Annotated in this window: 20 protein-coding genes, 1 tRNA gene and 2 pseudogenes; 2 read left to right on the top strand and 21 right to left on the bottom strand. The window is 55.7% G+C overall.

All coding sequences use genetic code 11. The features are described 5' to 3' along the window. Positions 1-7: 7 nt before the first annotated feature. The 4 genes and pseudogenes from proB to rplU form a co-directional block, all read right to left on the bottom strand. Positions 8-1,123, bottom strand: coding sequence for a glutamate 5-kinase (gene proB / locus L2D14_05805; protein WNK00938.1), 1,116 nt, complete (start codon positions 1,121-1,123; stop codon positions 8-10). Next, positions 1,120-2,163 (bottom strand): GTPase ObgE, encoded by a 1,044-nt coding sequence (obgE, locus tag L2D14_05800; GenBank protein WNK00937.1) that lies wholly within the window; start codon positions 2,161-2,163, stop codon positions 1,120-1,122. Before obgE ends, proB begins: the two co-directional genes overlap by 4 nt. Before the next feature lie 148 nt (positions 2,164-2,311). Further along, a complete protein-coding gene (gene rpmA, locus L2D14_05795) occupies positions 2,312-2,572 on the bottom strand; it encodes a 50S ribosomal protein L27 (GenBank protein ID WNK00936.1) in 261 nt (86 codons plus the stop codon). A 234-nt stretch (positions 2,573-2,806) separates the two neighbouring features. Further along, positions 2,807-3,115: pseudogene (gene rplU / locus L2D14_05790) on the bottom strand (50S ribosomal protein L21). Between the two features lie 252 nt (positions 3,116-3,367). On the opposite strand from rplU, the gene L2D14_05785 reads away from it, so the two are divergent. Next, positions 3,368-3,456, top strand: a tRNA-Ser gene (locus L2D14_05785). A gap of 884 nt (positions 3,457-4,340) precedes the next feature. Here L2D14_05785 and L2D14_05780 read toward each other — a convergent pair. The 8 genes from L2D14_05780 to L2D14_05745 all read right to left on the bottom strand — a co-directional run bounded on the left by L2D14_05780 (position 4,341) and on the right by L2D14_05745 (position 13,130). Next, complete coding sequence (locus L2D14_05780) at positions 4,341-5,282, bottom strand: ornithine cyclodeaminase family protein (protein WNK00935.1); 942 nt, start codon at positions 5,280-5,282, stop codon at positions 4,341-4,343. Between the two features lie 13 nt (positions 5,283-5,295). Beyond that, a complete protein-coding gene (locus L2D14_05775; protein ID WNK00934.1) occupies positions 5,296-6,546 on the bottom strand; it encodes an FAD-dependent oxidoreductase in 1,251 nt (416 codons plus the stop codon). 59 nt (positions 6,547-6,605) lie between these two features. Continuing rightward, positions 6,606-7,616, bottom strand: coding sequence for a dipeptidase (locus L2D14_05770; GenBank protein WNK00933.1), 1,011 nt, complete (start codon positions 7,614-7,616; stop codon positions 6,606-6,608). Between the two features lie 50 nt (positions 7,617-7,666). Next, positions 7,667-8,662 (bottom strand): ATP-binding cassette domain-containing protein, encoded by a 996-nt coding sequence (locus L2D14_05765; GenBank protein ID WNK00932.1) that lies wholly within the window; start codon positions 8,660-8,662, stop codon positions 7,667-7,669. Beyond that, the gene (locus tag L2D14_05760; protein ID WNK00931.1) at positions 8,663-9,655 is read right to left on the bottom strand and encodes an ABC transporter ATP-binding protein; all 993 of its coding nucleotides are present in this window, start codon (positions 9,653-9,655) and stop codon (positions 8,663-8,665) included. Between the two features lie 11 nt (positions 9,656-9,666). Beyond that, a complete protein-coding gene (locus L2D14_05755; protein ID WNK00930.1) occupies positions 9,667-10,569 on the bottom strand; it encodes an ABC transporter permease in 903 nt (300 codons plus the stop codon). Between the two features lie 5 nt (positions 10,570-10,574). Continuing rightward, positions 10,575-11,489: an ABC transporter permease gene (locus L2D14_05750; GenBank protein ID WNK00929.1), complete on the bottom strand. Its 915-nt coding sequence runs from the start codon at positions 11,487-11,489 to the stop codon at positions 10,575-10,577. A gap of 72 nt (positions 11,490-11,561) precedes the next feature. After that, a complete protein-coding gene (locus L2D14_05745; GenBank protein WNK00928.1) occupies positions 11,562-13,130 on the bottom strand; it encodes an ABC transporter substrate-binding protein in 1,569 nt (522 codons plus the stop codon). 112 nt (positions 13,131-13,242) lie between these two features. Here L2D14_05745 and L2D14_05740 point away from each other — a divergent pair, with 112 nt between their 5' ends. After that, the gene (locus L2D14_05740; protein WNK00927.1) at positions 13,243-13,866 is read left to right on the top strand and encodes an XRE family transcriptional regulator; all 624 of its coding nucleotides are present in this window, start codon (positions 13,243-13,245) and stop codon (positions 13,864-13,866) included. Between the two features lie 396 nt (positions 13,867-14,262). Here L2D14_05740 and L2D14_05735 read toward each other — a convergent pair whose 3' ends face one another. From L2D14_05735 to L2D14_05695, 9 genes and pseudogenes are all read right to left on the bottom strand, one after another. Further along, positions 14,263-15,153, bottom strand: a complete 891-nt coding sequence (locus tag L2D14_05735) for a hypothetical protein (protein WNK00926.1) — start codon at positions 15,151-15,153, stop codon at positions 14,263-14,265. Between the two features lie 216 nt (positions 15,154-15,369). Beyond that, a pseudogene (locus L2D14_05730) lies at positions 15,370-15,819 on the bottom strand (DDE-type integrase/transposase/recombinase). 245 nt (positions 15,820-16,064) lie between these two features. Continuing rightward, positions 16,065-17,654: a gamma-glutamyltransferase family protein gene (locus L2D14_05725; GenBank protein WNK00925.1), complete on the bottom strand. Its 1,590-nt coding sequence runs from the start codon at positions 17,652-17,654 to the stop codon at positions 16,065-16,067. Then, complete coding sequence (locus L2D14_05720) at positions 17,654-18,553, bottom strand: DUF2877 domain-containing protein (GenBank protein ID WNK00924.1); 900 nt, start codon at positions 18,551-18,553, stop codon at positions 17,654-17,656. Before L2D14_05720 ends, L2D14_05725 begins: the two co-directional genes overlap by 1 nt. A 359-nt stretch (positions 18,554-18,912) precedes the next feature. Beyond that, positions 18,913-19,779 (bottom strand): TauD/TfdA family dioxygenase, encoded by an 867-nt coding sequence (locus L2D14_05715; protein WNK00923.1) that lies wholly within the window; start codon positions 19,777-19,779, stop codon positions 18,913-18,915. Between the two features lie 126 nt (positions 19,780-19,905). After that, positions 19,906-20,481, bottom strand: a complete 576-nt coding sequence (locus tag L2D14_05710; GenBank protein WNK00922.1) for a biotin transporter BioY — start codon at positions 20,479-20,481, stop codon at positions 19,906-19,908. A gap of 37 nt (positions 20,482-20,518) precedes the next feature. Then, entirely contained in the window at positions 20,519-21,880 is a 1,362-nt protein-coding gene (locus L2D14_05705) for a biotin carboxylase N-terminal domain-containing protein (protein ID WNK00921.1), read from the bottom strand. Further along, on the bottom strand, positions 21,877-22,734 hold the full coding sequence (locus L2D14_05700) for an alpha/beta hydrolase (GenBank protein ID WNK00920.1): 858 nt from the start codon (positions 22,732-22,734) through the stop codon (positions 21,877-21,879). The genes L2D14_05705 and L2D14_05700 overlap by 4 nt, the downstream gene beginning before the upstream one ends. Continuing rightward, entirely contained in the window at positions 22,734-23,171 is a 438-nt protein-coding gene (locus L2D14_05695) for a MaoC/PaaZ C-terminal domain-containing protein (protein WNK00919.1), read from the bottom strand. The genes L2D14_05700 and L2D14_05695 overlap by 1 nt, the downstream gene beginning before the upstream one ends. Positions 23,172-23,183 lie beyond the last annotated feature (12 nt).

Below are 23,183 nucleotides of genomic sequence, written 5' to 3'. Positions count from 1 at the left end.
CTTGTCCTCAAATCAGGACGAGATCATCGCGGTGGATCATCTCGTCACGGCCACGATAGCCCAAAATCTCTTCGATTTCACCGGTCTTGTGTCCGGCGATGTGCGCCGCCTCGTCATGGTGATAGGCGACCAGTCCGCGCGCAACTTGGCGACCGTCCGGATCGATCACAGCCACGGCATCACCCCGTTCAAACTTGCCTTCGATCCGCTTGACGCCTGCGGGCAACAGACTCTTGCCGCTCTTGAGGGCCTTCAGGGCACCGCTATCGACATGCAGCTTGCCGGTGGGTTTGAGCGATCCGGCGATCCATTCCTTGCGCGCCGTCCTCGGGTTGGCGTCCGGGATGAACACCGTACAGCGCGCGCCGTCCCGAATCCGCTGCAAAGGATTGAAGCCCTTGCCCAGCGTGATCATCGCCGTGGTTCCGGCCCCGGTGGCGATCTTCGCGGCGGCGATCTTGGTCACCATGCCGCCGCGCGAATCCCCCGATAGCTGAACACCGGCCATCTTCTCGATCTCGGATGTGATCTGGCCATGCACTTCAGGCACGAACACCGCCTGGGGGTCGACCTGCGGGTTGGCCGTATAAAGCCCGTCGATATCCGACAGCATGATCAGCAGATCGGCGGAAATCATCGACGCCACGCGTGCCGCCAGCCGGTCGTTGTCGCCGAAGCGGATTTCATCGGTCGCCACGGTATCGTTTTCGTTGATCAGCGGCACCGCGCCGAGACGCAAAAGCTCGGTCAGGGTATTGCGGGCATTGATATAACGGCGCCGGTTTTCGGAGTCGTCCAGCGTGAGGAGAACCTGCGCGACGGTCAGATCATGTTTTCCGAGAACGTCCTGATAGGCATGCGCGAGTCGCACCATCCCGGTCGCCGCCGACGCCTGCTGCTCCGGCAGCATCAGCTTACCTGTCGGCAATCCCAGATACCGCCGCCCGACCGCAATGGCGCCCGACGAGACAATGGCGATCTCCCGGCCATCGGCGCGGAGAGCGGCAATATCTTCGGCCAGGGTTTCCAGCCAGCGTTTGTGCACGTGACCGGTATCCGGGTCGACAAGAAGCTGCGAGCCGATCTTGATAACGATGCGCTTGGCGTTTTCGATGGCGCTCATGGCTGATAGCCCTCGTCCACCTCGTCGCTTTCTTCCGCTGCTTCACGTGCCCGGTCGGAGAGTATCTCGCGTTCCAGTTCGAACGTCAGTTCCCGCACACCCATCCCGGCGACGCCGGAAATCGCATGCACGGTCTTGCCACAGGCCTCTTCGAGTTCCTTGCGGCGTGCGTCGATGGTTTCCGTATCCAGCGCATCGATCTTGTTGAGCGCGACGATTTCGGTCTTGTCCACCAGACCACCGCCATAGGCTTCCAGTTCGCCGCGAACGGTATGGTACGCATCGGCAACGTCATCCTGCGTACCGTCAACCAGGTGCAACAGGACCCGGCAGCGTTCCACATGGCCCAGGAAACGGGTGCCCAGACCGGCGCCTTCACTGGCACCTTCGATGAGACCGGGAATGTCGGCCAGCACGAAGGTCCGGTCCTCAACCGCGACGACGCCGAGATTCGGGTGCAGCGTCGTAAACGGATAATCGGCGATCTTAGGGTGTGCGCGGGTGCAGGCAGCCAAAAACGTCGACTTGCCGGCGTTGGGCAGGCCGATCAGGCCGGCATCGGCGATCAGCTTGAGGCGCAGCCAGACCCAGCGCTCCTCGCCCTCCAGCCCCGGATTGGCGCGGCGGGGCGCCTGATTGGTCGACGACTTGAAATGCGTGTTACCGAAACCGCCGTTACCGCCCTTCAGGAACACAATCTTCTGTCCCGGCCGGGTAATGTCGGCCAGCAGGGTTTCCTTGTCCACGTCGAAAATCTGCGTGCCGGGCGGCACCTTGATAACCAGCGGCTTGCCGTTCGCACCAAACCGGTTCTTACCCATACCATCGGTGCCACGTGCCGCCTTGAAATGCTGCTTGTAGCGGAAATCGATCAGGGTGTTGAGATCGGACGCGCACTCGAACACGACACTGCCGCCGCGTCCGCCGTCGCCGCCGTCAGGGCCGCCGTATTCGACATATTTCTCGCGGCGGAAACTGACGCAGCCGTTGCCGCCATCGCCGCTTTTCAGAAATATCTTGGCTTCGTCGAGAAACTTCATCGTTTCGATCCGCATCCGGCCCGTTAGGCCCGTCTGCGATTCCTTATATATATGACGCCCGGTTTCGCAGGCGTCGGGTCATAAAAAAAAAACGAGGGAATGGTCAGGCCATTCCCTCGCTTAAACCTTCAACGCTGGCAAGCGAGGCTTAGCTCGCCGGCGGCAGCACCGACACGACGGTCTTGCCGCCGGTCGTTTTCTTGAACTTCACTTCGCCTTCGGCGGTCGCAAAGATCGTATGATCGCGCCCGATGCCGACGCCGTCACCCGGGTGAACCTTGGTGCCGCGCTGACGAATGATGATATTGCCGGGGATCACGACCTGACCGCCGAATTTCTTGACGCCGAGACGGCGACCGGCTGAGTCGCGACCGTTGCGGGAACTACCGCCTGCTTTTTTATGTGCCATAAGGTCTTACTCCTCGGATTTCTTGGCTGCGGCCTTCTTGGCCGCAGGCTTCTTGGCGGCGGCTTTCTTTGCAGCCGGCTTCTTCGCAGCAGCTTCTTTCTTTGCTGCCGGCTTCTTGGCCGGCGCTTTTTTCGCCGTTTCTGTCTTGGCTTCCTTGGCAGGTGCCTCAGCCGCGTCGTCGGCCTTCTTCGCTGGCGCCGCCTTGGCAGCCGTTTTCGGCTTCGTGCCGGTCGGGCTCACTTCGACGATGCGCAGCACCGTCTGGTCCTGACGATGACCTTTTTTACGGCGATGGTTCTGTCGGCGCTGCTTTTTGAAGACGATGACTTTATCGCCGCGCGACTGCTCCAGCACTTCCGCGAACACGGCGGCTTTCTCGACAGTGGGCGCACCCACGGTCGGCGCTTTGCCTTCTTCGCCGAGCATCAGCACTTCGCCGACCTCGATTACATCACCGACTTCACCAGCCAGTTTCTCGACGGCCAGTTTGTCGTCTTTGGCAACCCGGTATTGTTTGCCACCGCTTTTTACTACTGCGAACATGATCGCCTCTAAAATCACAAGTCGAAGGGGCCTGAGGGCACCTCGCCCACGGCCTCGCTCGGAAGGGCGGCAATATACTTGCATAAGACCCATTGTCAATGGCGGAAACTCAGGTTTTCAGGGCTTTTTTGATGCCGTCTTATATATAGGGCACAAAGCCTGAAAATTCGCCGATTGTTGCCTTGCCCGAAGCGGGCCGATTGTCTACATTCCGCGCTCCCCGGCGTGGCCATCGGCCATGCCCACGCGTGCGGAGAGATGCCGGAGTGGTCGAACGGGGCGGTCTCGAAAACCGTTGTGCGCTTTGCGTACCCAGGGTTCGAATCCCTGTCTCTCCGCCATTCCTTAACTTATTGATATCATTCAATAAAATGAGATTTAGAGACCGCCTATTCCGGCCAGGAAGTCCGGGCTTTCCGGCTGGTACCGGCTGCGGGCAGTGTCAGAGTAAACCGACTTGAGGTCGGCAAATCCGGACTTTAGCCTCTGCGGATAAAGAATCCATTCCGCTATTTCAACTCGTCGCCCGAGATCATCCGCCTGGCGGTAATGATGTACATCCGTTATCCACTATCGCTACGGCAAGTCGAGGACATCCTATTCGAACGCGGTATCGACATTTGTCATGAAACTGTCCGGTTTTGGTGGAACCGGTTCGGTCCAATGTTCGCAGCCGAGTTGCGGAAGCGCCGGGTTCATTGTCATTCGTATTCGAATTGGCGCTGGCATCTGGATGAGGTGTTCGTGCGGATCAAGGGAGAGACGCACTATCTATGGCGTGCCGTGGATCACGAAGGTGAAGTGCTCGAGGTTTTCGCTACGAAACGGCGGGATCGAAAGGCCGCGCTCAGGTTTCTGAAGCGAGCAATGAAGCGGTACGGTCTTCCAAAGATGATTGTCACGGACCGGCTTCGGTCATACAGGGCAGCGATGAATGCAATCGGGAATACTACCAAACAGGAGTGCGGTCGGCGGCTCAACAATCGAGCCGAAAATTCGCATCAGCCGTTTCGACGATGTGAGGGTGCGATGTCGAAGTTTCGGGACGTGAAGACATTAAAAAAAATTCGCATCAGCCCAAGCTTCAATCCATAACCATTTCAATCTCGAACGTCATCTCAACCACCGCGACATTTTCAAACAAGACCGAGCTGCGGCCCTGACCGAATGGCGTCAGCTTGCGGCATAAACACAGAGAGCGACCGCCTTTAGCAGCGCGCCCGTTTTAGTCTGACAATGCCGTTGCATATGCGAGTTTGGCTGCGGCCAAATCCTCTATCGCGGAACCGACGCTCTTGAACATGGTGATTTGCTCCGCGCACGTGCGACCGCGATCCCCCGTGCGGCACATGTCGGACAATACCCCCTTTATCTGCGATTCCTTCAGCACGCCTGCCGACATCGGGATCGTAATATCGCCGCCCTCGACAAGTGCGTGGGGGGTGTCGATATACACATCCGCCCGCCGCACTGCGTCATCGTCCGATTCCCTCATCTCCGGCGTGAAACTGCCGATCAGGTCGAGGTGCTGTCCGGATTTCAACCAATCCCCTTTGACGATCGGTTCGCGAGACAATGTCGCACAACTGATGATATCGGCACGTTTTACACCGGCTTCCAATTCCGAAACCGCTTCCGCGTCGAAACCGTCATTTTGAAGATCCTGAACCAAGGCTGCCGCCTTGTCGAAATTTCGATTGAACACCATCACGCGTTCGATCGGCAGCGCCGCCTTGAACGCCGCCGGTACGTTGCGGGCGACCCGGCCTGCACCCACGACGAGAAGCGTCCGGCTGTCGGGACGCGCCAGGCGCTTCGCCGCCAAAGCTGAAGCAGCCGCCGTTCGGCGTGCGGTGAGCTCTCCGCCGTCTACGATCATCAAGTGCTGTCCGGTTTTTCTGTCAAAAAGCACGTAACTGGACGATATGGCGGCAAGGCTACGGTGGTTATTGCCCGGAACGACATTAACCAGTTTTACGCCGCCAAAGCCGTCACGTTGCCAAGCTGGCATCAGCAACAGCACCGAATCCGGCTCGTCCTTGTTCTCGAGAAAGTGATGATGACGCAACGGCGCATCGTACTCCGACATGAATCCCTCTTCCAACGCGGCAATCAGGCTGGCATATGGAAGCGCATTTCGTGTGTGTTCGAGATCGAGCACCTTCATCGTCTATTCTCCATCAAACGCTGATCAACCATTCGGCTTCAGCCGAAACATTTGCTATTTCCGGGGTTTTCCCCGCCACAAGATCAGCAACAACCCGCCCTGCACCAGCCGCCATGGTCCAGCCAAGTTGTCCATGACCGGCATTGACCCAAAGATTGTCATAACCCTTTACGGCGCCGAGGAACGGCGGCCCCTGCGGCGTGGATGGACGACTGCCCGCCCAGTACTGGCCATCACCGATGTCGATCGCGCTGCCGAATGTCCGCTTTGCATACGCGTCGAGAACATCGCAACGGCCAGGCACCATTCGTGAGCGCCCACGGTCGAACTCCGCCATCCCTGTTATGCGCAACCGCTGCCCGAAGCGGGATACGGCGACGAGTTCGGTTTCGTCGATAAACGGCCGGTCCGGCAATCGCTTCGGATCCCGTACCGGGTACGTCGCGGAATACCCTTTGACGGGATAAATCCGGGTGTTCACACCTAGTGTCCGCAGCAGCCGTCGCGCCCCCGTTCCCAAGGCGACCGCAACACCGTCACACGAAACTAAGCCTTCCTGCGTCGTGACGGACTCGACAGCACCATTCCGGATATTGAACCCCGAGACGTGTTGACCGAACCTGAATGTGACATTGCCACGTTGAACCAACCTCCGCGCCAACTCTTGGGCGAACATGTAACAGTCGCCGCTAGAATCGACCGACGAGTAAAACCCGCCGGCGATTCCATCGCCGAGATACGACAATGCCGGTTCCATTCGCCCGATATCCGCGGCAGAAAGCGTACGGAATTGACTGCTATCCGGACCGTCCTCGGAAACGGAAACATGTTCCTCGAAACGAGCAGTATCGCGAAAGATGTAGAAAACGCCTTCATGTTGCTGGTGGTAATCGATTGCCAGTTCCGCATCCAAACCACGAAGCAGTTCGCGACTGTAGAGACTGAGGCGCCTCATGCGCTCGGAGTTGCGGTGTTGTGCTGCGCCGCTGCAATTCCCAAGGAAGGCGGCGCCCCACTGAACCAAATTCCAGTCGGGGATCGCCGCCACCTTCACCGCCGGATCACGACCGAGCAAAGCATTCAGCATCAGCCGGGGTGTTTCGGGGCCCGCCCACGCCTTCGCGTGACCGACGGCGATAATACCGGCGTTGCCGTAACTGCAGCCATTAGCCGGCGCCGACGCCTCGTCAACGATCGTGACGCGATATCCTTTTTCGGAGAGATTGTAGGCCGTCAACAGGCCCACAATCCCGGCACCGAGCACAACGAACACAGTTCAAGCTTTCCAGGCAAATTGAAGGAAACGGAACTCGAAGCGACGGACTAATCACCCCAGACGTCGCGATAAACGCGAAGCCAGTTTTCACCGAGAATCTTACGAACGTCCGTCTCAGAATAGCCGCGCTCAAGCAGACGCGCGGTCAGAGCAGACAACGTGCGCGGCGTTTCAATACCTTCCGGGTAATAGTGCGGCGGCGGCGGATAAGCATCCGAGCGCCACCGGCCCGCGGCGATGGTCTTGTCGTATTTCGCTTTGGCCGTGACGGGATCGACGACAGGATCCTGACCGGTGTAATAATCGATGCCGAGTGCAACATGGTCGATGCCCGCGACTTCGGCCGTGTGATCGATATGTGCGATGAACTGATCAAGGGTCGGCCGCGGCGAGTCGGAAACGAATGCCGGGAAACCGACGATACCGACGACACCACCCGTATCAGCGACGGCCTTGATCTGATCGTCTTGAATGTTCCGCTGCGATGCATACACGGCTTTCGAGTTGGCATGCGAGAACACGACCGGTTGCTCCGAGAGCTCAATGGCCTCCATCGTCGTGCGATATCCAGTGTGCGAGCAATCGACGATGACGCGCTGTTCATTGCAACGCTTGATGAAGTTGACGCCGAAATGACTGAGCCCGCAGTCGGTGCGCTCCTGCGCTCCGTCGCCGATCCTGTTTTTGACGTTATAGGCCAACTGGATGATGCCCACGCCGAGCGTCTTGTAGACGTTCACCAGGTCGACACTGTCCTCGATCGGTTCCGTGCCCTGAAAATGGAGAACGATGCCGAGCTTACCCTGCTTTTTCGCATCGACAACATCCGATGCTTTGCGCACCAGGATCAAATCATCGCGGTTTTTGATGAACTCGAGCCATGCGCCAAGGGTCTTGAGGGTCTGGATCGTCGGATCGAAGCCACCGACCGTCGGCGCGATGGTCGTCAGGCCCCCTTCGATGTACCAGTCGACGTATTCCTTCTCCATCAACAACGGACAAACCGCATCGATGATGACGGCATCATCATGAAGTTTAGCCGGATCTGTATTCGCCATTAGTCTTCTCCTTCCTGAAGTATCTCTTGAAAGTCTTGTCCGGGTGCGCGTCACGTCCTGACAGCAGATTTGTTGTCGGTATCGAACAAGTGGCATGCGACCGTGGTAGTGCCGTCCATGTGCTCAAGGGGCGCCGATACCCGGCATGTCTCCATGACTTGAGAGCACCTCGGATGAAATGCGCATCCGCTGGGTGGATTGAGGGGATTGGGGAAACCGGCGCCCAGCTCGACGTCGGGCATGCCAAGCTTCGGATCAGGCGTAAGGACCGAGCCAAGCAAGGCCTGGGTATAAGGATGGCGGGGATTCTTGAATATTTCGCTCGTCGTCGCCTCTTCGACGATCGATCCCAGGTACATGACGGCCACCTTGGTCGCAAGGTACTCAATCACCGCCAGGTCATGGCTGATCATCATGTAGGTGAGGTTGAACTCCTCGCGCAGATCCAGCAGCAGGTTTAGAATTTGCGCCTGCACGGACACATCGAGCGCGGACGTCGGCTCGTCCAGAATCACGATATCCGGCTGTATCACAAGCGCACGGGCGACAGCGACACGCTGGCGCTGCCCCCCCGATAGCTGGCTCGGATAATTGTTCGCCAATGCCGGCGACAACCCGGTTCGCTCTAGGATTTCGGCGACGCGCCTGCGTCGCTCTTCGGCTGTTCCGATACCATGAATCTTCAGCGGAAACTCGACGATCTCGGATATGCGCTTACGCGGGTTCAGCGAAGCGTAAGGATTCTGAAAAACCGGCTGAATGCGGCGCGAAATCTCCAATGGGCTTTGCCTGGAAATGGGTTCCCCATCAAGTAGCACCTCGCCGCGCGTCGGCGACATAAGGCCGAGCAGAATTTTAGCCAGCGTGCTTTTCCCGCAACCGGATTCTCCGACGAGGCCGAGAACTTCCCCTTTTTTCAGGGACAACGAGATACCGTTCACGGCTTTCAACGATTTGGGCCGGCCGAAAATCCCCTGCCGTATCGGGAACTCCCGGACGACGTCGATCAACTCCAGACCGTCGTGCCTTGCTTCGTGCTCAACCATTTATTGGGCCCCCTGTGCCGACCGGGCTGCACCAGGCTCGAGCAGACATCGATATCGATGATTGCCGTTGGCGTCTCGGCTCTCGATATCCGTTTCGGTGCACGGCTGGCTGGCGTAGAGACATCTGTTTCGAAAACTGCACCCCGTCAACTGCCCGACCAAACTCGGCACACGACCGGGGATAACCTCCAGGCGTCGTGACGAAGTTGCTCCGGGGACCGGTATGCATCTTTGAAGCCCGAGTGTGTACGGGTGCTCCGGACGTTCGAACACATCGTCCACGCCGGCATACTCCACAACCTGCCCCGCATACATTACGGCGACACGATCGGCGATACGCGCAACCACGCCGAGGTCATGCGTGATAACCACGAGCGCCAGGCCGAGCTCCTTGCAAAGTTTGGTCAGTGTAGAAAGAATTTGTGCCTGAACTGTCACGTCGAGCGCCGTCGTCGGTTCGTCGGCGATGATCAACTCGGGCTCGCACATGAGTGACATGGCGATCATCACCCGTTGGCGAAGGCCGCCCGAAAGTTCATGTGGATACTGTTTAAGGCGTTCTTCACCGGCACTGATGCCGACCTTGTCCAACAACTCGATAGCGCGCCGCTTGGCTTCCTGGGTCGATCCCTTCTTATGCTGGACGAACCCTTCGATCATCTGATCGCCGATCGTGAAAGATGGGTTCAGACTGGTCATCGGCTCTTGAAAGATCATCGCGATACGGTCTCCGCGTAGAGCCTCCAAATCTTCCTCGCGGGCTCTCATCAGGTCCTTTCCGTCAAAAAGAATTTCTCCGGAGACGTGTCTGGCGACCCTTGGCAGCAACCCCATCAGCGACAGGGCAGTCATGGATTTTCCACACCCTGACTCACCGACAATGCACAGCGTCTCGCCGCGCTCGACCTCAAAAGACACATCACGGATCGCATGTAGCGCGCCGGCCGGCACGTCCAAATCGATCGTCAGGTTTTTTACTTCAAGAAGAGACATTTCATACCTCCTCAATTCCGACCGTCCGGCGATGCAACATCCCGGATGCCGTCACCAAAGAGGTTGATGGAAAGCACCAATAAAAACAGGAATACACCCGGTATGGTAATCAGCCACGGCTCGAAAAGGATAAATTCCTTTCCTTCCGACACCATCAGCCCCCAGGACGGCAGAGGCGGCTGAACGCCCAGGCCGAGGAACGAAAGTGCAGCCTCGAGGATAATGGCATGTGCCATTTCCAACGTGCCAACAACGATGATGCTGTTGGTCAGGTTGGGAAGAATTTCGGAGACGATGATCCGGAAATTCGATGCGCCCTGTGCACGCGCTGCAAGCACATAGTCCGTCGAACGGATCTGCATCGTCGCGGAGCGAATGACCAGGGCATAACGATCCCATAACAACAGTCCTAGCACGAAGATGACGGTCTGAAGCGAACTGCCGATCAAAGCTACGACGGCAAGCGCGACGAGAATGACAGGCGTGGCCAAACGCGACGTGATCAGGAACATTACCAACGTATCGACACGACCGCCGAAAAATCCTGCGATGACACCCAATGTCAGTCCGATCACACCGGAAATCACGGCAGCGGCAACGCCGATCAGCAGAGAAATCTGCGCTCCGTAAAGCAAACGGGAGAGATAATCTCGGCCCACATGGTCGGTGCCGAGAACATGTTCCCAAGTGCCCTGAGCGGACCATATAGGCGGAACAGTACGCGCCAGGAGATTTTGCTCATAGGGATCGTAAGGCGACAGCAAAGGCGCGAATACGGCCGCGAGAATAATCAGCAGAAGGATCGAGCCCCCAACCAACAAGCCCCTGTGGTTCAGCGCACGCTGAACGAGGACCGTCATTGGACTCGGTGCAGTCACCTCTGCGATAGTCATGTCTAGTTTTGCGTCGGTCATTGTCGCTAGACCTTGATCGTAGGGTCGAGCCACGCGTTCAGGACATCCGCGAGGAACGTGAGCACGACGTAGGTTACTGAGAAGATCAAAATGATCGCTTGCACCGTGGGAAGATCGCCCCGGATGATTGACTCCCATGCCAGCATGCCTGCTCCTTGCAATGCGAAGACACTCTCAACCACGACGGAGCCCGCGAGCATGAAGCCGAACTGTGCGGCCGCCAGACTGACCACGGGAATAACGGCGTTGCGCAATGCATGAACATAGAGCACCCGGCGTTTCTTCAGGCCCTTGGCGCGCGCCGTACGGATATAATCAGAATCGAGGACCTCGATCATGCCCGATCGAGTAAGACGCATCACGGCGGGCGTCGCATAGTACCCGAGCACGATGGTCGGCAGCACAAAATGCCGCCACGTTTCGGACCCGGAGGACGGCAGTATCGGCCAAATGACGCTGAACAGGACAACCAGCATCAATCCGAACCAGAAGCTCGGAATAGCCTGTCCCGCAACCGATAAGATCAGGGAAAGACGATCGAATACACTATTGGGCTTCGCCGCGGCGGCGACACCGAGGGGTATTGCAACAACCAACGCGAAGACAATCGCGCAAAGACCGAGTTTCAGTGTTGTCGGCAAGCGTTCCAACAAAACGTTGTGGACGGGCACCTGAAAGAAATAGCTGCGCCCGAAATCTCCTTGCAAGGCCCGGGCAAGCCAGCCGAAAAACTGTTCCCATATCGGACGGTCGAAACCGTACAGGACCTGAATATGCTTGATGTCGTCGTCGGTCGCATTCGGGCCAAGGAGCGATGTTGCCGGATCGCCGGACACGTACAGGAGCGCAAAGCTGGCGGCGGAAACCACGAGCGACACGCATACCGCAAGAAACATACGTTTGGATATGAACAGCAACATATTCCAGCTCCGTCTCTCCCGGAACGGGGGCGGCAACGTTTTCGCTGCCGCCCCAACCCGGGATTTGGCCGACTATTTCCAGGTTGCGTTGAAGAAACGCGCGATCTCGTCGGCGTCGAGCGTGAAATTCACCTCATCATTGAGGGCGTAGTTCACGTTGAACGTCCACAGCGGGATCCAGTAGGCCTGATCCGCAATTCGCTTGAGCGCCTGCGCGTACTTTTCTTCACGTACACTTCGGTCGGTCGAACGGTCAGCGACATTCAGGAGCTCAACGACCTTCTGGTCGCCAGTGCGGTTCACGCTGCTGGAACCGAACCATTCGCTGGTGATCATCGCGACATCGCCGATGCCCCAAGACCCCCACGATGCGATCATAATATCGTCTTCGTCGTTTATCCATTTCTTCCGCGCCGCGGCCCACTGTTGAGTCTCGATATCAGCAGTCACGCCCACTTTGGCCAGATCGGCCAACACGGCCTCAACCATGTTGCGGGACACCGCGCCGGATTTCATGACCAGCACTTTCAACGGCATCCCTTCGCCATAACCCGCTTCCTTCAGAAGGGCCTTGGCTTTTTTAGGATCGTAGGAATAGCTGGTTACGTCGGTCGAGCAACCGAACTGTACCGGATTGCAAGCGGTCGCGATGACCGACGAGCTACCGCCGATGATCGATTTCATGATCGCTTCACGATTGACGGCATGGTTCAACGCACGTCGCACGCGGATATCACTCGTCGGCTTCCCTTTAGCCGGGTTGAGCGCAATCTGGTTGATCCTCATGATTGACGCGTTCTTGATGTCGATTCCGTCGCGCCCTTCGAGGCGCTTGGCGATGTCGGCACTGAACTTCCACATGAAGTCGATCTTCTTAGTCATCAGGCCGGTGAGCTGCGTGTTGACTTCCGGATAGACACGCATATCGATGAACTTGATGGCGTTACCCTTAGGGCTGCCCTCGTAATGGTCTGCAAACCGCTCGAGGCGCCAATGCGTCCCGGGATCCATTGCGGCGAGCTTGTAGGGCCCCGTACCCACCGGCTTCAGGGCGAAACCTTCCTTGCCGACTTTTTCGTAGTAGTCGCTTGGGTAAATCGGAAGAAATCCGGCCACCCACTCCAGGGCGACGGGATAAGGTTCCTTCATCGTCACCCGGACCTTGTAGTCATCAAGCTTTTCTGCGCGATCGATCCATTTAACGGCGATCTGATAAACGGCACCGTATTTCGGATCGGCAGCCCGGTTCAAGGTCGCAACGACGTCATCCGCGGTCAGGTCGCTGCCATCGTGGAACTTCACGCCTTTGCGTAGCGTAAACTCGATCGTCGTATCGTTCGTGAATTCGTAAGACGACGCGAGCGCGGGCACGATTTCGCCGCTCTTCGCATCCTTATAGAGCAGCGTATCGAAGAGGTGATGCGACATAAAGATCGCAGGCCTACCGGATGACATATAGTATTCCAGCGTCGCAATTTCGGAGCCCAGCGCAACATTGAGCGTATCATCGCTTTTTCCTGCGCTGACGTCCGTTGACCACACGGCGGAGGACACGAAGACTGTGACCGCTGCAAGTGCGATTCGTGAAGACTGCCTCAGTTTTCGCGGCAGGAAACGGATGAAACTGTCAAAAGGTGACATGGTTTTTTAATCCCCCTATTTTCGGTTTGGCTGTCAAATATTAATTCGGAATTGACATTTTTTTTACTATACGAAAAAATATTGTCAATAAAAATTTCTTATAGGAAAATTTATGAGCGTAATGGAAACAAAATCACGGGACGGTTTGCGCCAAGCCCTCGGGGAGCGAGTCAAGCGAATCAGACGTCGGCTCGGCCTGACTCTTCAAGCCGCCGGCGCGCAGACCGGGCTGGCAGCATCCACGCTATCCAAGATCGAAAACGGCCAGATGTCGCCGACATACGAGAACCTCGTCCGTATCGCTACCGGTTATCATATCAATATCGAAGAGTTGTTCGCTCAGGGAACGCCAGACATTGCGACCGCCAGGTATGCGATAACCAGACGCGGAGACGGTCGCCCCCATTCCACCCCCGAGTATCTTTACGAAATGCTCTGCACTTCAATCTCGCAGAAACGGATCATCCCCATATTTGCGACCGTAAAACAGCACGAGTTTCTAGGGCCTGAAACACTTGGGAAACACGAGGGCGAAGAAGTGGTCTACGTGCTCTCAGGCAAAGTCGCCGTCCATTTCGAGCATTACGAGCCGATCGTCCTCGACGAAGGTGATTGCGCGTATTTCGATAGTACAATGGGCCATTCACTCATTTCGGCTGGTGAAGCGGATGCGAAGATTTTCTGGGTATGCACCCACATCAAACAGGACGAGCAGGAAAATTTATCAAAGGACTAGGGGTTAATTGTGGGCGCGACATGGGTCGACCCTGTGCCCCGCACTGCGGAAGGGGAGAGAGGCCACGATTTCTTACAAAACTTTCAACTCAAATTTTACCTGTTCCGTTGCCGTTATTCCCTAATCCGATCGGAAAATTCCCTATTCCAGTTCATAGGGAATTGATGGAAAAGCCAAAAGACTAGCGCCCCGCAGCGCTCGCCGCTGCAATTTGCAATGCCGAAGACTCAAGATTTCCCTGTATTTTCCCTGTAGATCAGGGAAATGGCGGAGACGGGTTCGCATCGGACTGCGCCCACCGCCACTTTCTCCCAGAATCCCTGTCCTATTTTTCACGAATAGATGGCGAACCAATGCTATCTGCAAACATTTTACAAACTGAACGCAATTTCTCAGCTATTTTCGGAGGTCTGAATCAACGTTCTCTATCAGGGATCTGAGCCTAAAAGAGAAATTTTTCAGCCCTGACAATTGGGGGAACATTTCAAATCTATGCAGTGCCCTAAGGGTAATGAAAGCAGGATCAAACGCTTGGAAAACCAAGTAGGGCAAAGTTTCTTCATACTGTCCGCGTAAATCTTGAGCACGAAAAGTATATGCGCTCGGTGAATTTCTCCATTCCACCCCATTTTCCCTATCATCGCCATTTTCAACAAAGCACAAGACCGACATTGCGGCGGGATGCATTATTGAGCACAAGTCAGCGTACATCGGTTTGATGGCAGGAATTGCAGCATTTTCTGCAAGGATATTAATGTAATGAAAAGTCTGCTTAGCCTTGTGCTCCTCGGGTGCATCGTCACTCTTTTTCACTCGTCTAGCATGGCTATAGTGGATTAGAGACTTCTCAAAATCATCACTTATAAAAATTGTCTCCAGCTTACTTTGGACTGCACTTTTTATCGCAGAATGATGTTTAGCGATAAACCGAGCAGATGGGACCAACACTTCCATCGCATCGCCAACCGATTCAATAAGGCCGCGGAGATTTGCAGCAAATGAGAGGAAATTATCATCTTCATAGGATCTTGCGGCCCCTTCAATCCATGACAGGTTTCTCTGGATGCTTGTAGTTGCAGCTAAATGCGTTCTACCCAATAATTCAGTCCAGTAAATTTGATTTGTTTCCGATATTCTATCGGCATCGAATGCAATTTCTTCGAACGGCGCTGTATCCATAAAGAAATATGATTGCCCGTCTACCTTGCTGATTATATCTTTCGCGCAAGGAAGATACTCTGACGCTATTTCGCCAAATACCTTTACGACTAAACTGTCATCTACCATAAAATTTCACTCATCAGGACTTTGCATTTTCATAGACTGCAGACAGCAATTCAATATGCTTTGTGGCCGCGTCCTCCTGCATCCCTGGCAAAATATGGCATTGTCAGACTAAAACGAACGTGCGCCTAAATACGGGGACTCTCCGCGATAAGGCTGCAATCTGACGCCACTCGGCCAAGGCAACGGCTCGATCTTGTTTGAAAATGTCGCGGCGGTTCAGATGACGTTCGTGGTTGAACTGATTATAGATTGTACTGATGCGGATTTCTGCAAGGTCTTCACGTCCCGAAACTTCGACACCGCACCCTCTCGTCGTCGAAACGGTTGATGTGAATTTTCGGCTCGATTGTTGAGCCAGCGACCGTATTCCTGTTTGGCAGCATTACCGATTAACTTCAGTGCTGCGCTGTGTGACCGAAGGCGATCCGTAACGACTACCTTTGGTCCACCGTGCCTCTTCATTGCCCGTTTTAAAAACTTGAGCGCGGCCTTTCGGTCCCGCCGTTACGTAGCAAAAACCTCGAGCACTTCGCCTTCGTGATCCGCCGCGCGCCATAGATAGTACGTCTCTCCGTTGATCCGCACGAACACCTCACCCAGGTGCCAGCGCCAATTTGAATACGAATGACAATAAACCCGGCGCTTCCGCAATTCGGCTGCGAACATTGGTTCAAAGCGATTCCACCAAAATCGAATAGTTTCGTGGCAGATGTCGATTCCGCGTTCGAATAGCATGTCTTCGGCCTGACGTAGCGACAGCGGATAACGGATGCACATCATCACCGCCAGGCGAATAACCTCGGGCGAACTATTAAAATAGCGGAATGGATTTTTCATCCAAAGAAGCTAAAGGCCGGACCGGCCAGTCTCAAACTGGTTTGCTCTGACGCTACCGCCTCGAATAAGTGTGCTCAGAATCCGGCGGCCTGACCATCCCCTCTCGGGTCTGATGCACCTTCTATCAGACCATCTGGATGGTGAACCAAAGCCCCTGCATGGCCCATGACTTCGTCGAAAGCTCCCACTTCCTCAATGTCATGACCAGCATTTGCAAGAGCTCGGATTACCCCAGGATCAAATCGATTCTCAATACGCAAATTTGTGGTTTCAGTCCCCCATGTCCGGCCAAGCAACCAGCGCGGCGCGGTCACTGCCTGCTGTAATTCCTGACCGTGAAGAACATGACGTGAGAAGATCATGGCTTGTGTTTGAGGCTGACCCTCGCCACCCATGGTGCCGTATGGCATGACCCGACCATCGGACAGGCGCGCCAAGGCAGGCTGGATGGTGTGGAATGGGCGTCGCCCGGGATTCAGGCAATTGTGATGAGCTGGGTCGAGTGAAAAACTCGTGCCTCGGTTCTGCCAAGTGATTCCTGTCTCATCCAGCACCGTGCCGGACCCGAATTCCCAGTAAATACTTTGAATAAAGCTTACAGCACGACCTTCGCCGTCGACGGCACCAAGCCAGACAGTATCGCCTTTCGATGAGGCATCTGGCCAAGTCATGGCTTTTGCCGGATCTATATCTGCGGCCATCTCATCAAGACGATGAGCTTTTAGAAATTCAAGTGGATCGACGTTCATATAGGCCGGATCGGTTACGTAGCAATCCCGAATCCGGAAAGCCCGTTTAGTCGATTCTACGAGGCCGTGCACATAGTCGAAAGTTTCAGCCTCACGGACCTTCAGGCGCTCATAAATTCCAAGCAATAGCAATGATGCCAAGCCCTGTGTCGGTGGCGGCATATTATAAACTTTATGGCCGAAAGTATCGAGAGCCAAAGGCTTGAGCTGAATGGCATTATGGCGCTCCAGATCATCTAAGCGCAAAGGGGCGCCGGCGCGTTCTAAATCTGCGGCAACAGTGCGGGCCAACTCACCCCGGTAAAAATCATCAAGTCCGGCTGCGGCCAACCGTCGCAATGTCGTCGCGATACGAGGTTGACGGAATCGCGCGCCCTGCTCCGGTAAGTTCCCGTCAACCAGAAAATTATCAGAAAATCCGGGCGCATCGCTCATTTCACCTAACTTCAAACGGGTGTTATCGGCAAGTGTTCTGGTAACAGAAACGCCATCTTCCGCATAATAAATAGCGTCTTCGAGCAAGCGCTCCAATGACATCGTGCCACCCCAATCGGCACTGACCCGCAGCGCTGCCTCCCACCCCGACACGGCTCCCGCGACGGTCAACGCGGCAAGTTTGCCACGCGAGGGGATGGTTTCATAACCTTGGCTGTTATAGAATTCGATATCAGCTTTTGCCGCCGCGCCGCCGCAGGCATCAATACCAATAACGTCTTTTCCCGGGGCATGGATAAGCCAAAAATTGTCACCGCCAAGGGAATTCATATGCGGATAAACAACGGTGATCGTTGCCGCAGCGGCAACCATTGCCTCAATGGCATTCCCACCATCTTCCAGAACCCTCAGCCCCGCACGTGCTGCAAGATGATGAGGGGCGGTAACCATGCCCCTGTATGAACGCATTGTTTCAAGCATTATGTTTTCTCATATTCTGTATGCGCGCTGAGCCACGCTTCAAGGGTAATGATGACGCCGGTCATAATGTCCCAGCCTGAGGAATGACCAATGGCCGCGATAGTATCGATAGAAGCATGGATCCCATTCGTATCGCCGTTCATAATTGCCTGTATTATATGATGGATACTGGCACTTCCAGACCCGCTCGCGGCTGCTGACAAGTGCGCCAATGAAATTTCATTGCTATTCTCTTCCGTGCACCGCTTGATCGGGTGCCAAAGCACCCGGCACAAATCGGTTTCGCCTAATTGATGCAGAGCAATCATCACGCCACCAAGAACATCATCTCCTGATGGGGTCAGTCCTTGGCCAAGTCCGCTCAGTTTATCGATCCAAACCAGCCCGTCTCTCGATTTCTGATCCGAATTCTGAAATGCATCCGATAACCATTCGCCAGCGTCCAACAGTGCTTCTTCAGCAGCGATGCATATATGTTGCAGGTTGCTCGGCCGATAACCGGAAATCAGAAACCTCCCGAGACCGTCAATGTCATCGCGGCCGGCAACGGCGCGACGAAAGTCATCGACGCCCCGCGTAACTAACGGGATTGAGGCTGGTTGTGCACTGAATTCGGGCATCCATGTGGACGAGTTGGACAGGAGGAATTGAAAAATTCCGCCAACGTTGATTATCTCCGAAGAGCCCCTGACGCGCGTGTAATTATTAATCCCTGTCACCCTCCAATCAACAGTGCTGGGCACCGACGTGATACAGTTTATCGGGCCAGCCACCATGTCTGCACCACCCACACAGAATAGTAGGGTTCCAGATTTTATATAGAAGGTTTTTTCGAAAACAGCCTGTACCCGTCCGCCGACAAGTTCACGCAATGAATCCGCAACTTTGCTGCCGATCACCGAAACCGAATACCGTATAACAGGTTTCTGCGAGTTGATCCTATGACGGCCCGACGCAGGCATACTGACATGGCGAACGTGACGTCGTCGGACGATCCCAAACAATAACTTGAACCCGATCGTCGGCACGGCGAATCGATCGATCGCAGCAATACTGTCTGCATGGTTTCCGAGGAAAGTACGTCAGCCCCGAGACGGCGGGCCACAACGCTCCGCCATGTACTTCGCAACCGTTGACTGCGAGAATATGAGATGGGGTTCATCTCGCCAGTCGATCATGGGCCTTACACTAGCGGTTAGCGTGACAATGCCTCAGATAGCGTACCCGCCTGATTCTTTTGAGGTTGCCTTGCGTGATCTCAGCTGACGCCGTACGGCGCATCACCATCAATCTGCACACGGCGCATCCTCCGGGGTTCAGTATAATCGTTCGGCGCGTAATGCTGCGTGCACCGATTGTCCCAGATTGCAACGCTGCCCGGGCGCCATTCGAAGCGAACCTGAAAATCGGGTGTCATCACGTGTTCCATCAGCATGTTCAGCAGATACCGGCTTTCCACATCCGGCACGTCAAGAATGCGGCGGGTATAGGACGAATTGACATAGAGCGCGCGGCGGCCGGTCACCGGATGCACACGCACCACCGGATGCTCGACCGGCGCTTCAACGGACAAGCCCTTGTCGCCGACAAATTCGGTGCCGGCAAAACGCAGGACAACGAGACTGTTGTCGTGCTGTGCAACAAGGGTGTCGAGGTGGCGCTTCAATCCCTCGGACAGCGCGTCGTAAGCCGCATACATGCTGGCAAACAGGGTATCGCCACCGGAGTTGGGCGTTTCCTCGCAGTAAAGAACGGCGCCCATCGGCGGCTCTTTGAAATCGGTATTGTCAGTGTGCCAGCGGCCACCGACGTTGATCTTGCTGCCGTTGCTCTGAATCAGTGACACAAAATCGTTGCCGTCATACTTCGGCAGTTTCTTCGAATATGTCGGCGAGCCGAAACGCTTTGCCAGTTCGAGGTGCCGCTCGACAGACATATCCTGGTCACGAAAGAAGATAACCTGATGTTCCATCAAGGCATCGTGGATCGCGGCAAACGTCGCATCATCAACACCCGCGCCCAGATCGACACCGGAAATCTCCGCACCAAGTGCTGGCGACAAACGCCGCACCTGAAGACCTGTTATATCAACCGACTGATTTTCATCTGTTTGGGTATCGGTCATTGTGACACTCATCTCTGCATCCTCCTAAATATACGTATCGATCGGCAGGACCATCCTGCAATTCGTCATGCCGCCCTGGTGAGAAACCATCGACCATTCAGCAATCCTGAGACGATCCATAATTCTTCAATCGCCAGATTTTCGCATCAACCGCCAGGCACCACTGACAGCCAACCCGACAAGCAACGATTTAAACAAACCACCCAGCACAAACGGATACAGGCCCGTTTCAAGAAGCGAAAAGCTCCACCCGAACAACACGCCGAGCCAAAGCAAACCCGGCAGCAGTATGATCGCTGTTCCCATCACGGAGACGGCAACGGCTTTCAAAGCAGATATGCCCCAGCCACGATCCGCCATATAGCCGGCGAATATTGCCGCCATCATGAACCCGGCCAGATACCCGCCTGTCGGCCCGGTCATATAGGCAAGCCCGATCCCTCGCTCCGGTGTGCCCGTGAATACGGGAAGGCCGAGCGCTCCTTCAAAGAGATAAAGCCCGATAACGAATGCCGCCCGTTTCATCCCCACGATCAACGAGATTCCCAAAATCGCGGCGGTCTGCATGGTCATCGGCACTGGATAAAAAGGAACACTGATCTTCGCAGCCAAGGCAATCAGCAGCGTCAGAACGAATGCAATGGCGATTTCAAAGAAGATATTGCCGGCATGTTCCCTGCGGATGTGCGTATAGAGACTCATATGACTTCCTTTAGTGCTTCGAATATCTGTGGACCGGTCAGGTGCCGATTAAATCGCTCAAATGATGCTCTACGAACGCCGTTGTAATATTGCCTTCGCGAAAATCCGGATGCTCAAGCGCGTTGATCAGAAACGCAAGGTTGGTCGAGACGCCCTCGATCCGGACGTCCCGCAGGGCGCGAACCAAACGGTCGGCGGCCTGCGTGCGATCCGCGCCGGTCGACATGATTTTTGCAATCATGGGATCGTAAAAAGGCGTGACGCTGTCGCCTTGCTGCACCCCAGTATCGATGCGAATGCCTTCCATATCGCTCGGCCAGACGAGCGTGTCCAGGCTGCCTGGTTGTGGCAGGAACCCCTTCTCGGGTTTCTCCGCGCAAACACGCACCTCGATCGCATGGCCTTGCAGCGCGCGTGCTTCCAGAAGTTCATCAGACGTCTCGCCGGCGGCAAGACGAAGTTGCTTTTCAACAATATCGATACCGAGAACAAGCTCACTGACCCCATGTTCCACTTGAAGGCGGGTGTTCATTTCAAGGAAGAAGAAGGTATCGGTTTCCGTATCGACAACGAATTCAACGGTCCCGGCACTGGCGTACTTCTGTGTTTGCGCAAGCGACAACGCCGCCGCGCAAATAGCCTCCACCATTTCGGCGGGCAGGAACGGCGCCGGCGCTTCCTCGATAATTTTCTGGAAACGTCGTTGCACGGAACAATCGCGCGTAGAAAAGGTTGTCGCGCGGCCGTCACCCAGTCCAAAAACCTGCACTTCCACATGGCGGGCTTTTTCTATGAACTTCTCCAGATAGACCTTACCGTCCCCGAAGGAGCGGGCCGCCTGGTTTTGCGTCGCAAGCAGCGCGGCCTCAAGCTTTTCCGGTGCATCCACACGCCGCATGCCGATGCCACCGCCACCGCCAGCAGCCTTCACCAGCAACGGATAGCCGATATCTTCCGCCGCCTGCACAATCGCCGCGACGTTGTTCTCGTCAAACGGCTCACTGGCCGGCAGAACAGGCACATCGGCCGCAGCAGCGATATTCCGCGCCCGTTCCTTGTCTCCCATGAGCTTTATGGTCTCCGGCGACGGGCCGATCCAGTTCTTTCCAACATCCATGATGCGCTTCGCGAAAGCCGTGTTCTCTGACAGGAATCCATATCCCGGGTGGACCGCATCCGCGTTCGTGCTCTCCACCGCCGCCAGAATTGCATCGACGTTCAGATAGCTTTGCTGCGCCGGTGACGGGCCGATCAGAACGGCTTCATCGGCGCGCTGAACGTGAAGTGCATTGGCATCGGCTTCGGAATAAACGGCGACTGTTTGCAATCCCATTTTTTTGCACGTTTCAAAAATTCGGCAGGCGATTTCACCCCGGTTGGCGACCAGTATTTTTTTCATGTCCCTACATCTTCCAGACAACTTTGAATGATTTGATTGAACGCTTCAGGACACTCATACATGACCCAATGGCCGCCCCCCGCAATCTTGTGAATGCGCAATCCCGGATGCAGCGTTTTGAGGGCTTCGCCATACTCCGGTTGGTTCTGGCGCACGTATGCATCCTCCTCGCCCATGATCACGTCAACATGCGCCAGGGGCAGTTTCCGACAATATCCGAGTAAGCGGTCGGACCTGGAATACGGCTTTGCGGTCCGGCGTTTTCTGGCCGTATTGGCAATCTGCAAATCTATCGTTTCATCGGTAATTCGGGCCGGATCTGCGATCATCACAACCCCAAGGTTGTGACGGTGCATATCGCGAACTTCGTCCACCGTCATACCCGGCGACATCCCGCGGAGATTGGGGTAATTTCTGACGTGAATGCCGAGCCCCGCCGGCGCGATCAGGCTCAGCGAGCGGAGAACGTTGGGGTCTGATTCAACCAGCATACTGGCCAGGGTTCCCGCGATAACCGTGCCGAACGAGAAACCGACGACATCTATCCCCTTGCGCAGATCCACGAGTTTCCCCAACCCGTCCTTTAGTGCCTCAGAGATTTCCTCGGCGGCATCTTCCATCGAAAAATCATCGGAGTCTCCGAACCCTGGCATATCGGGAACCAGCACGCACCGGTCCTTCGACAACGACGGAATGGTGCGTATCCAGTGAGTCCATGAACCGAAACCACCATGTATGAGCACGACCGCAGGTCCTTTGCCCCACACCCGCCATGCGACTTTCCCTTCACGCCAGCGCTCTGTATGGAGAGTCCCCGCCACAGAAAGCTCATTCATCGCTTGGGAGACGCCCATCAGTTGCCGTCAGGAAGTTGAACTACGGCTGCCCCCTTGATAACGATCCGTTCGTTGGCAACGCCTTCAACCTCCAGCCGACAAAGCTTCTTTCCATCCACCACTTCTTTGCTGACAACCCTGCCATCGAACACCACGCAATCCCCGGGTCGGACAGGGGCGACAAAGCGGCTCCGGACTTCTGTCACGAAGGCTCCCTTGCCGCCCCACATCACGACCGTTTGACTGAGAAAGCCCATAACCAGCATCCCGTGGGCGATCACCCCGCCGAGGCCTGCCTCGACGGCGAAATGATGATCATAATGGATGCGGTTATAATCTCCGGAAGCCCCCGCATACATGACGAGCTGCTGTTTGGTGACCGGCGGTTTTTCGAACATGAAGAAGTCGTTCTCCTTCACGTCCTCATACCGCCTTTCCGTGGCTTCGGTACTCATGGGGCTACCTCA

Source organism: Thalassospiraceae bacterium LMO-JJ14 (assembly GCA_021555105.2).
Lineage (GTDB): Bacteria > Pseudomonadota > Alphaproteobacteria > Rhodospirillales > Casp-alpha2 > UBA4479.
The sequence above is the reverse complement of the archived record's forward strand: the minus strand, read 5'-3'. Positions and strand labels throughout refer to the sequence as shown.

Excerpts from the sequence above, each read along its gene's own strand:
- proB (WNK00938.1), bottom strand. The coding sequence starts at position 1,123 with ATGAGCGCCATCGAAAACGCCAAGCGCATCGTTATCAAGATCGGCTCG.
- obgE (WNK00937.1), bottom strand. The coding sequence starts at position 2,163 with ATGAAGTTTCTCGACGAAGCCAAGATATTTCTGAAAAGCGGCGATGGC.
- rpmA (WNK00936.1), bottom strand. The coding sequence starts at position 2,572 with ATGGCACATAAAAAAGCAGGCGGTAGTTCCCGCAACGGTCGCGACTCA.
- L2D14_05780 (WNK00935.1), bottom strand. The coding sequence starts at position 5,282 with ATGAAGGTGCTCGATCTCGAACACACACGAAATGCGCTTCCATATGCC.
- L2D14_05770 (WNK00933.1), bottom strand. The coding sequence starts at position 7,616 with ATGGCGAATACAGATCCGGCTAAACTTCATGATGATGCCGTCATCATC.
- L2D14_05765 (WNK00932.1), bottom strand. The coding sequence starts at position 8,662 with ATGGTTGAGCACGAAGCAAGGCACGACGGTCTGGAGTTGATCGACGTC.
- L2D14_05760 (WNK00931.1), bottom strand. The coding sequence starts at position 9,655 with ATGTCTCTTCTTGAAGTAAAAAACCTGACGATCGATTTGGACGTGCCG.
- L2D14_05755 (WNK00930.1), bottom strand. The coding sequence starts at position 10,569 with ATGACCGACGCAAAACTAGACATGACTATCGCAGAGGTGACTGCACCG.
- L2D14_05750 (WNK00929.1), bottom strand. The coding sequence starts at position 11,489 with ATGTTGCTGTTCATATCCAAACGTATGTTTCTTGCGGTATGCGTGTCG.
- L2D14_05745 (WNK00928.1), bottom strand. The coding sequence starts at position 13,130 with ATGTCACCTTTTGACAGTTTCATCCGTTTCCTGCCGCGAAAACTGAGG.
- L2D14_05740 (WNK00927.1), top strand. The coding sequence starts at position 13,243 with ATGAGCGTAATGGAAACAAAATCACGGGACGGTTTGCGCCAAGCCCTC.
- L2D14_05735 (WNK00926.1), bottom strand. The coding sequence starts at position 15,153 with ATGGTAGATGACAGTTTAGTCGTAAAGGTATTTGGCGAAATAGCGTCA.
- L2D14_05725 (WNK00925.1), bottom strand. The coding sequence starts at position 17,654 with ATGCTTGAAACAATGCGTTCATACAGGGGCATGGTTACCGCCCCTCAT.
- L2D14_05715 (WNK00923.1), bottom strand. The coding sequence starts at position 19,779 with ATGACCGATACCCAAACAGATGAAAATCAGTCGGTTGATATAACAGGT.
- L2D14_05710 (WNK00922.1), bottom strand. The coding sequence starts at position 20,481 with ATGAGTCTCTATACGCACATCCGCAGGGAACATGCCGGCAATATCTTC.
- L2D14_05705 (WNK00921.1), bottom strand. The coding sequence starts at position 21,880 with ATGAAAAAAATACTGGTCGCCAACCGGGGTGAAATCGCCTGCCGAATT.
- L2D14_05700 (WNK00920.1), bottom strand. The coding sequence starts at position 22,734 with ATGGGCGTCTCCCAAGCGATGAATGAGCTTTCTGTGGCGGGGACTCTC.
- L2D14_05695 (WNK00919.1), bottom strand. The coding sequence starts at position 23,171 with ATGAGTACCGAAGCCACGGAAAGGCGGTATGAGGACGTGAAGGAGAAC.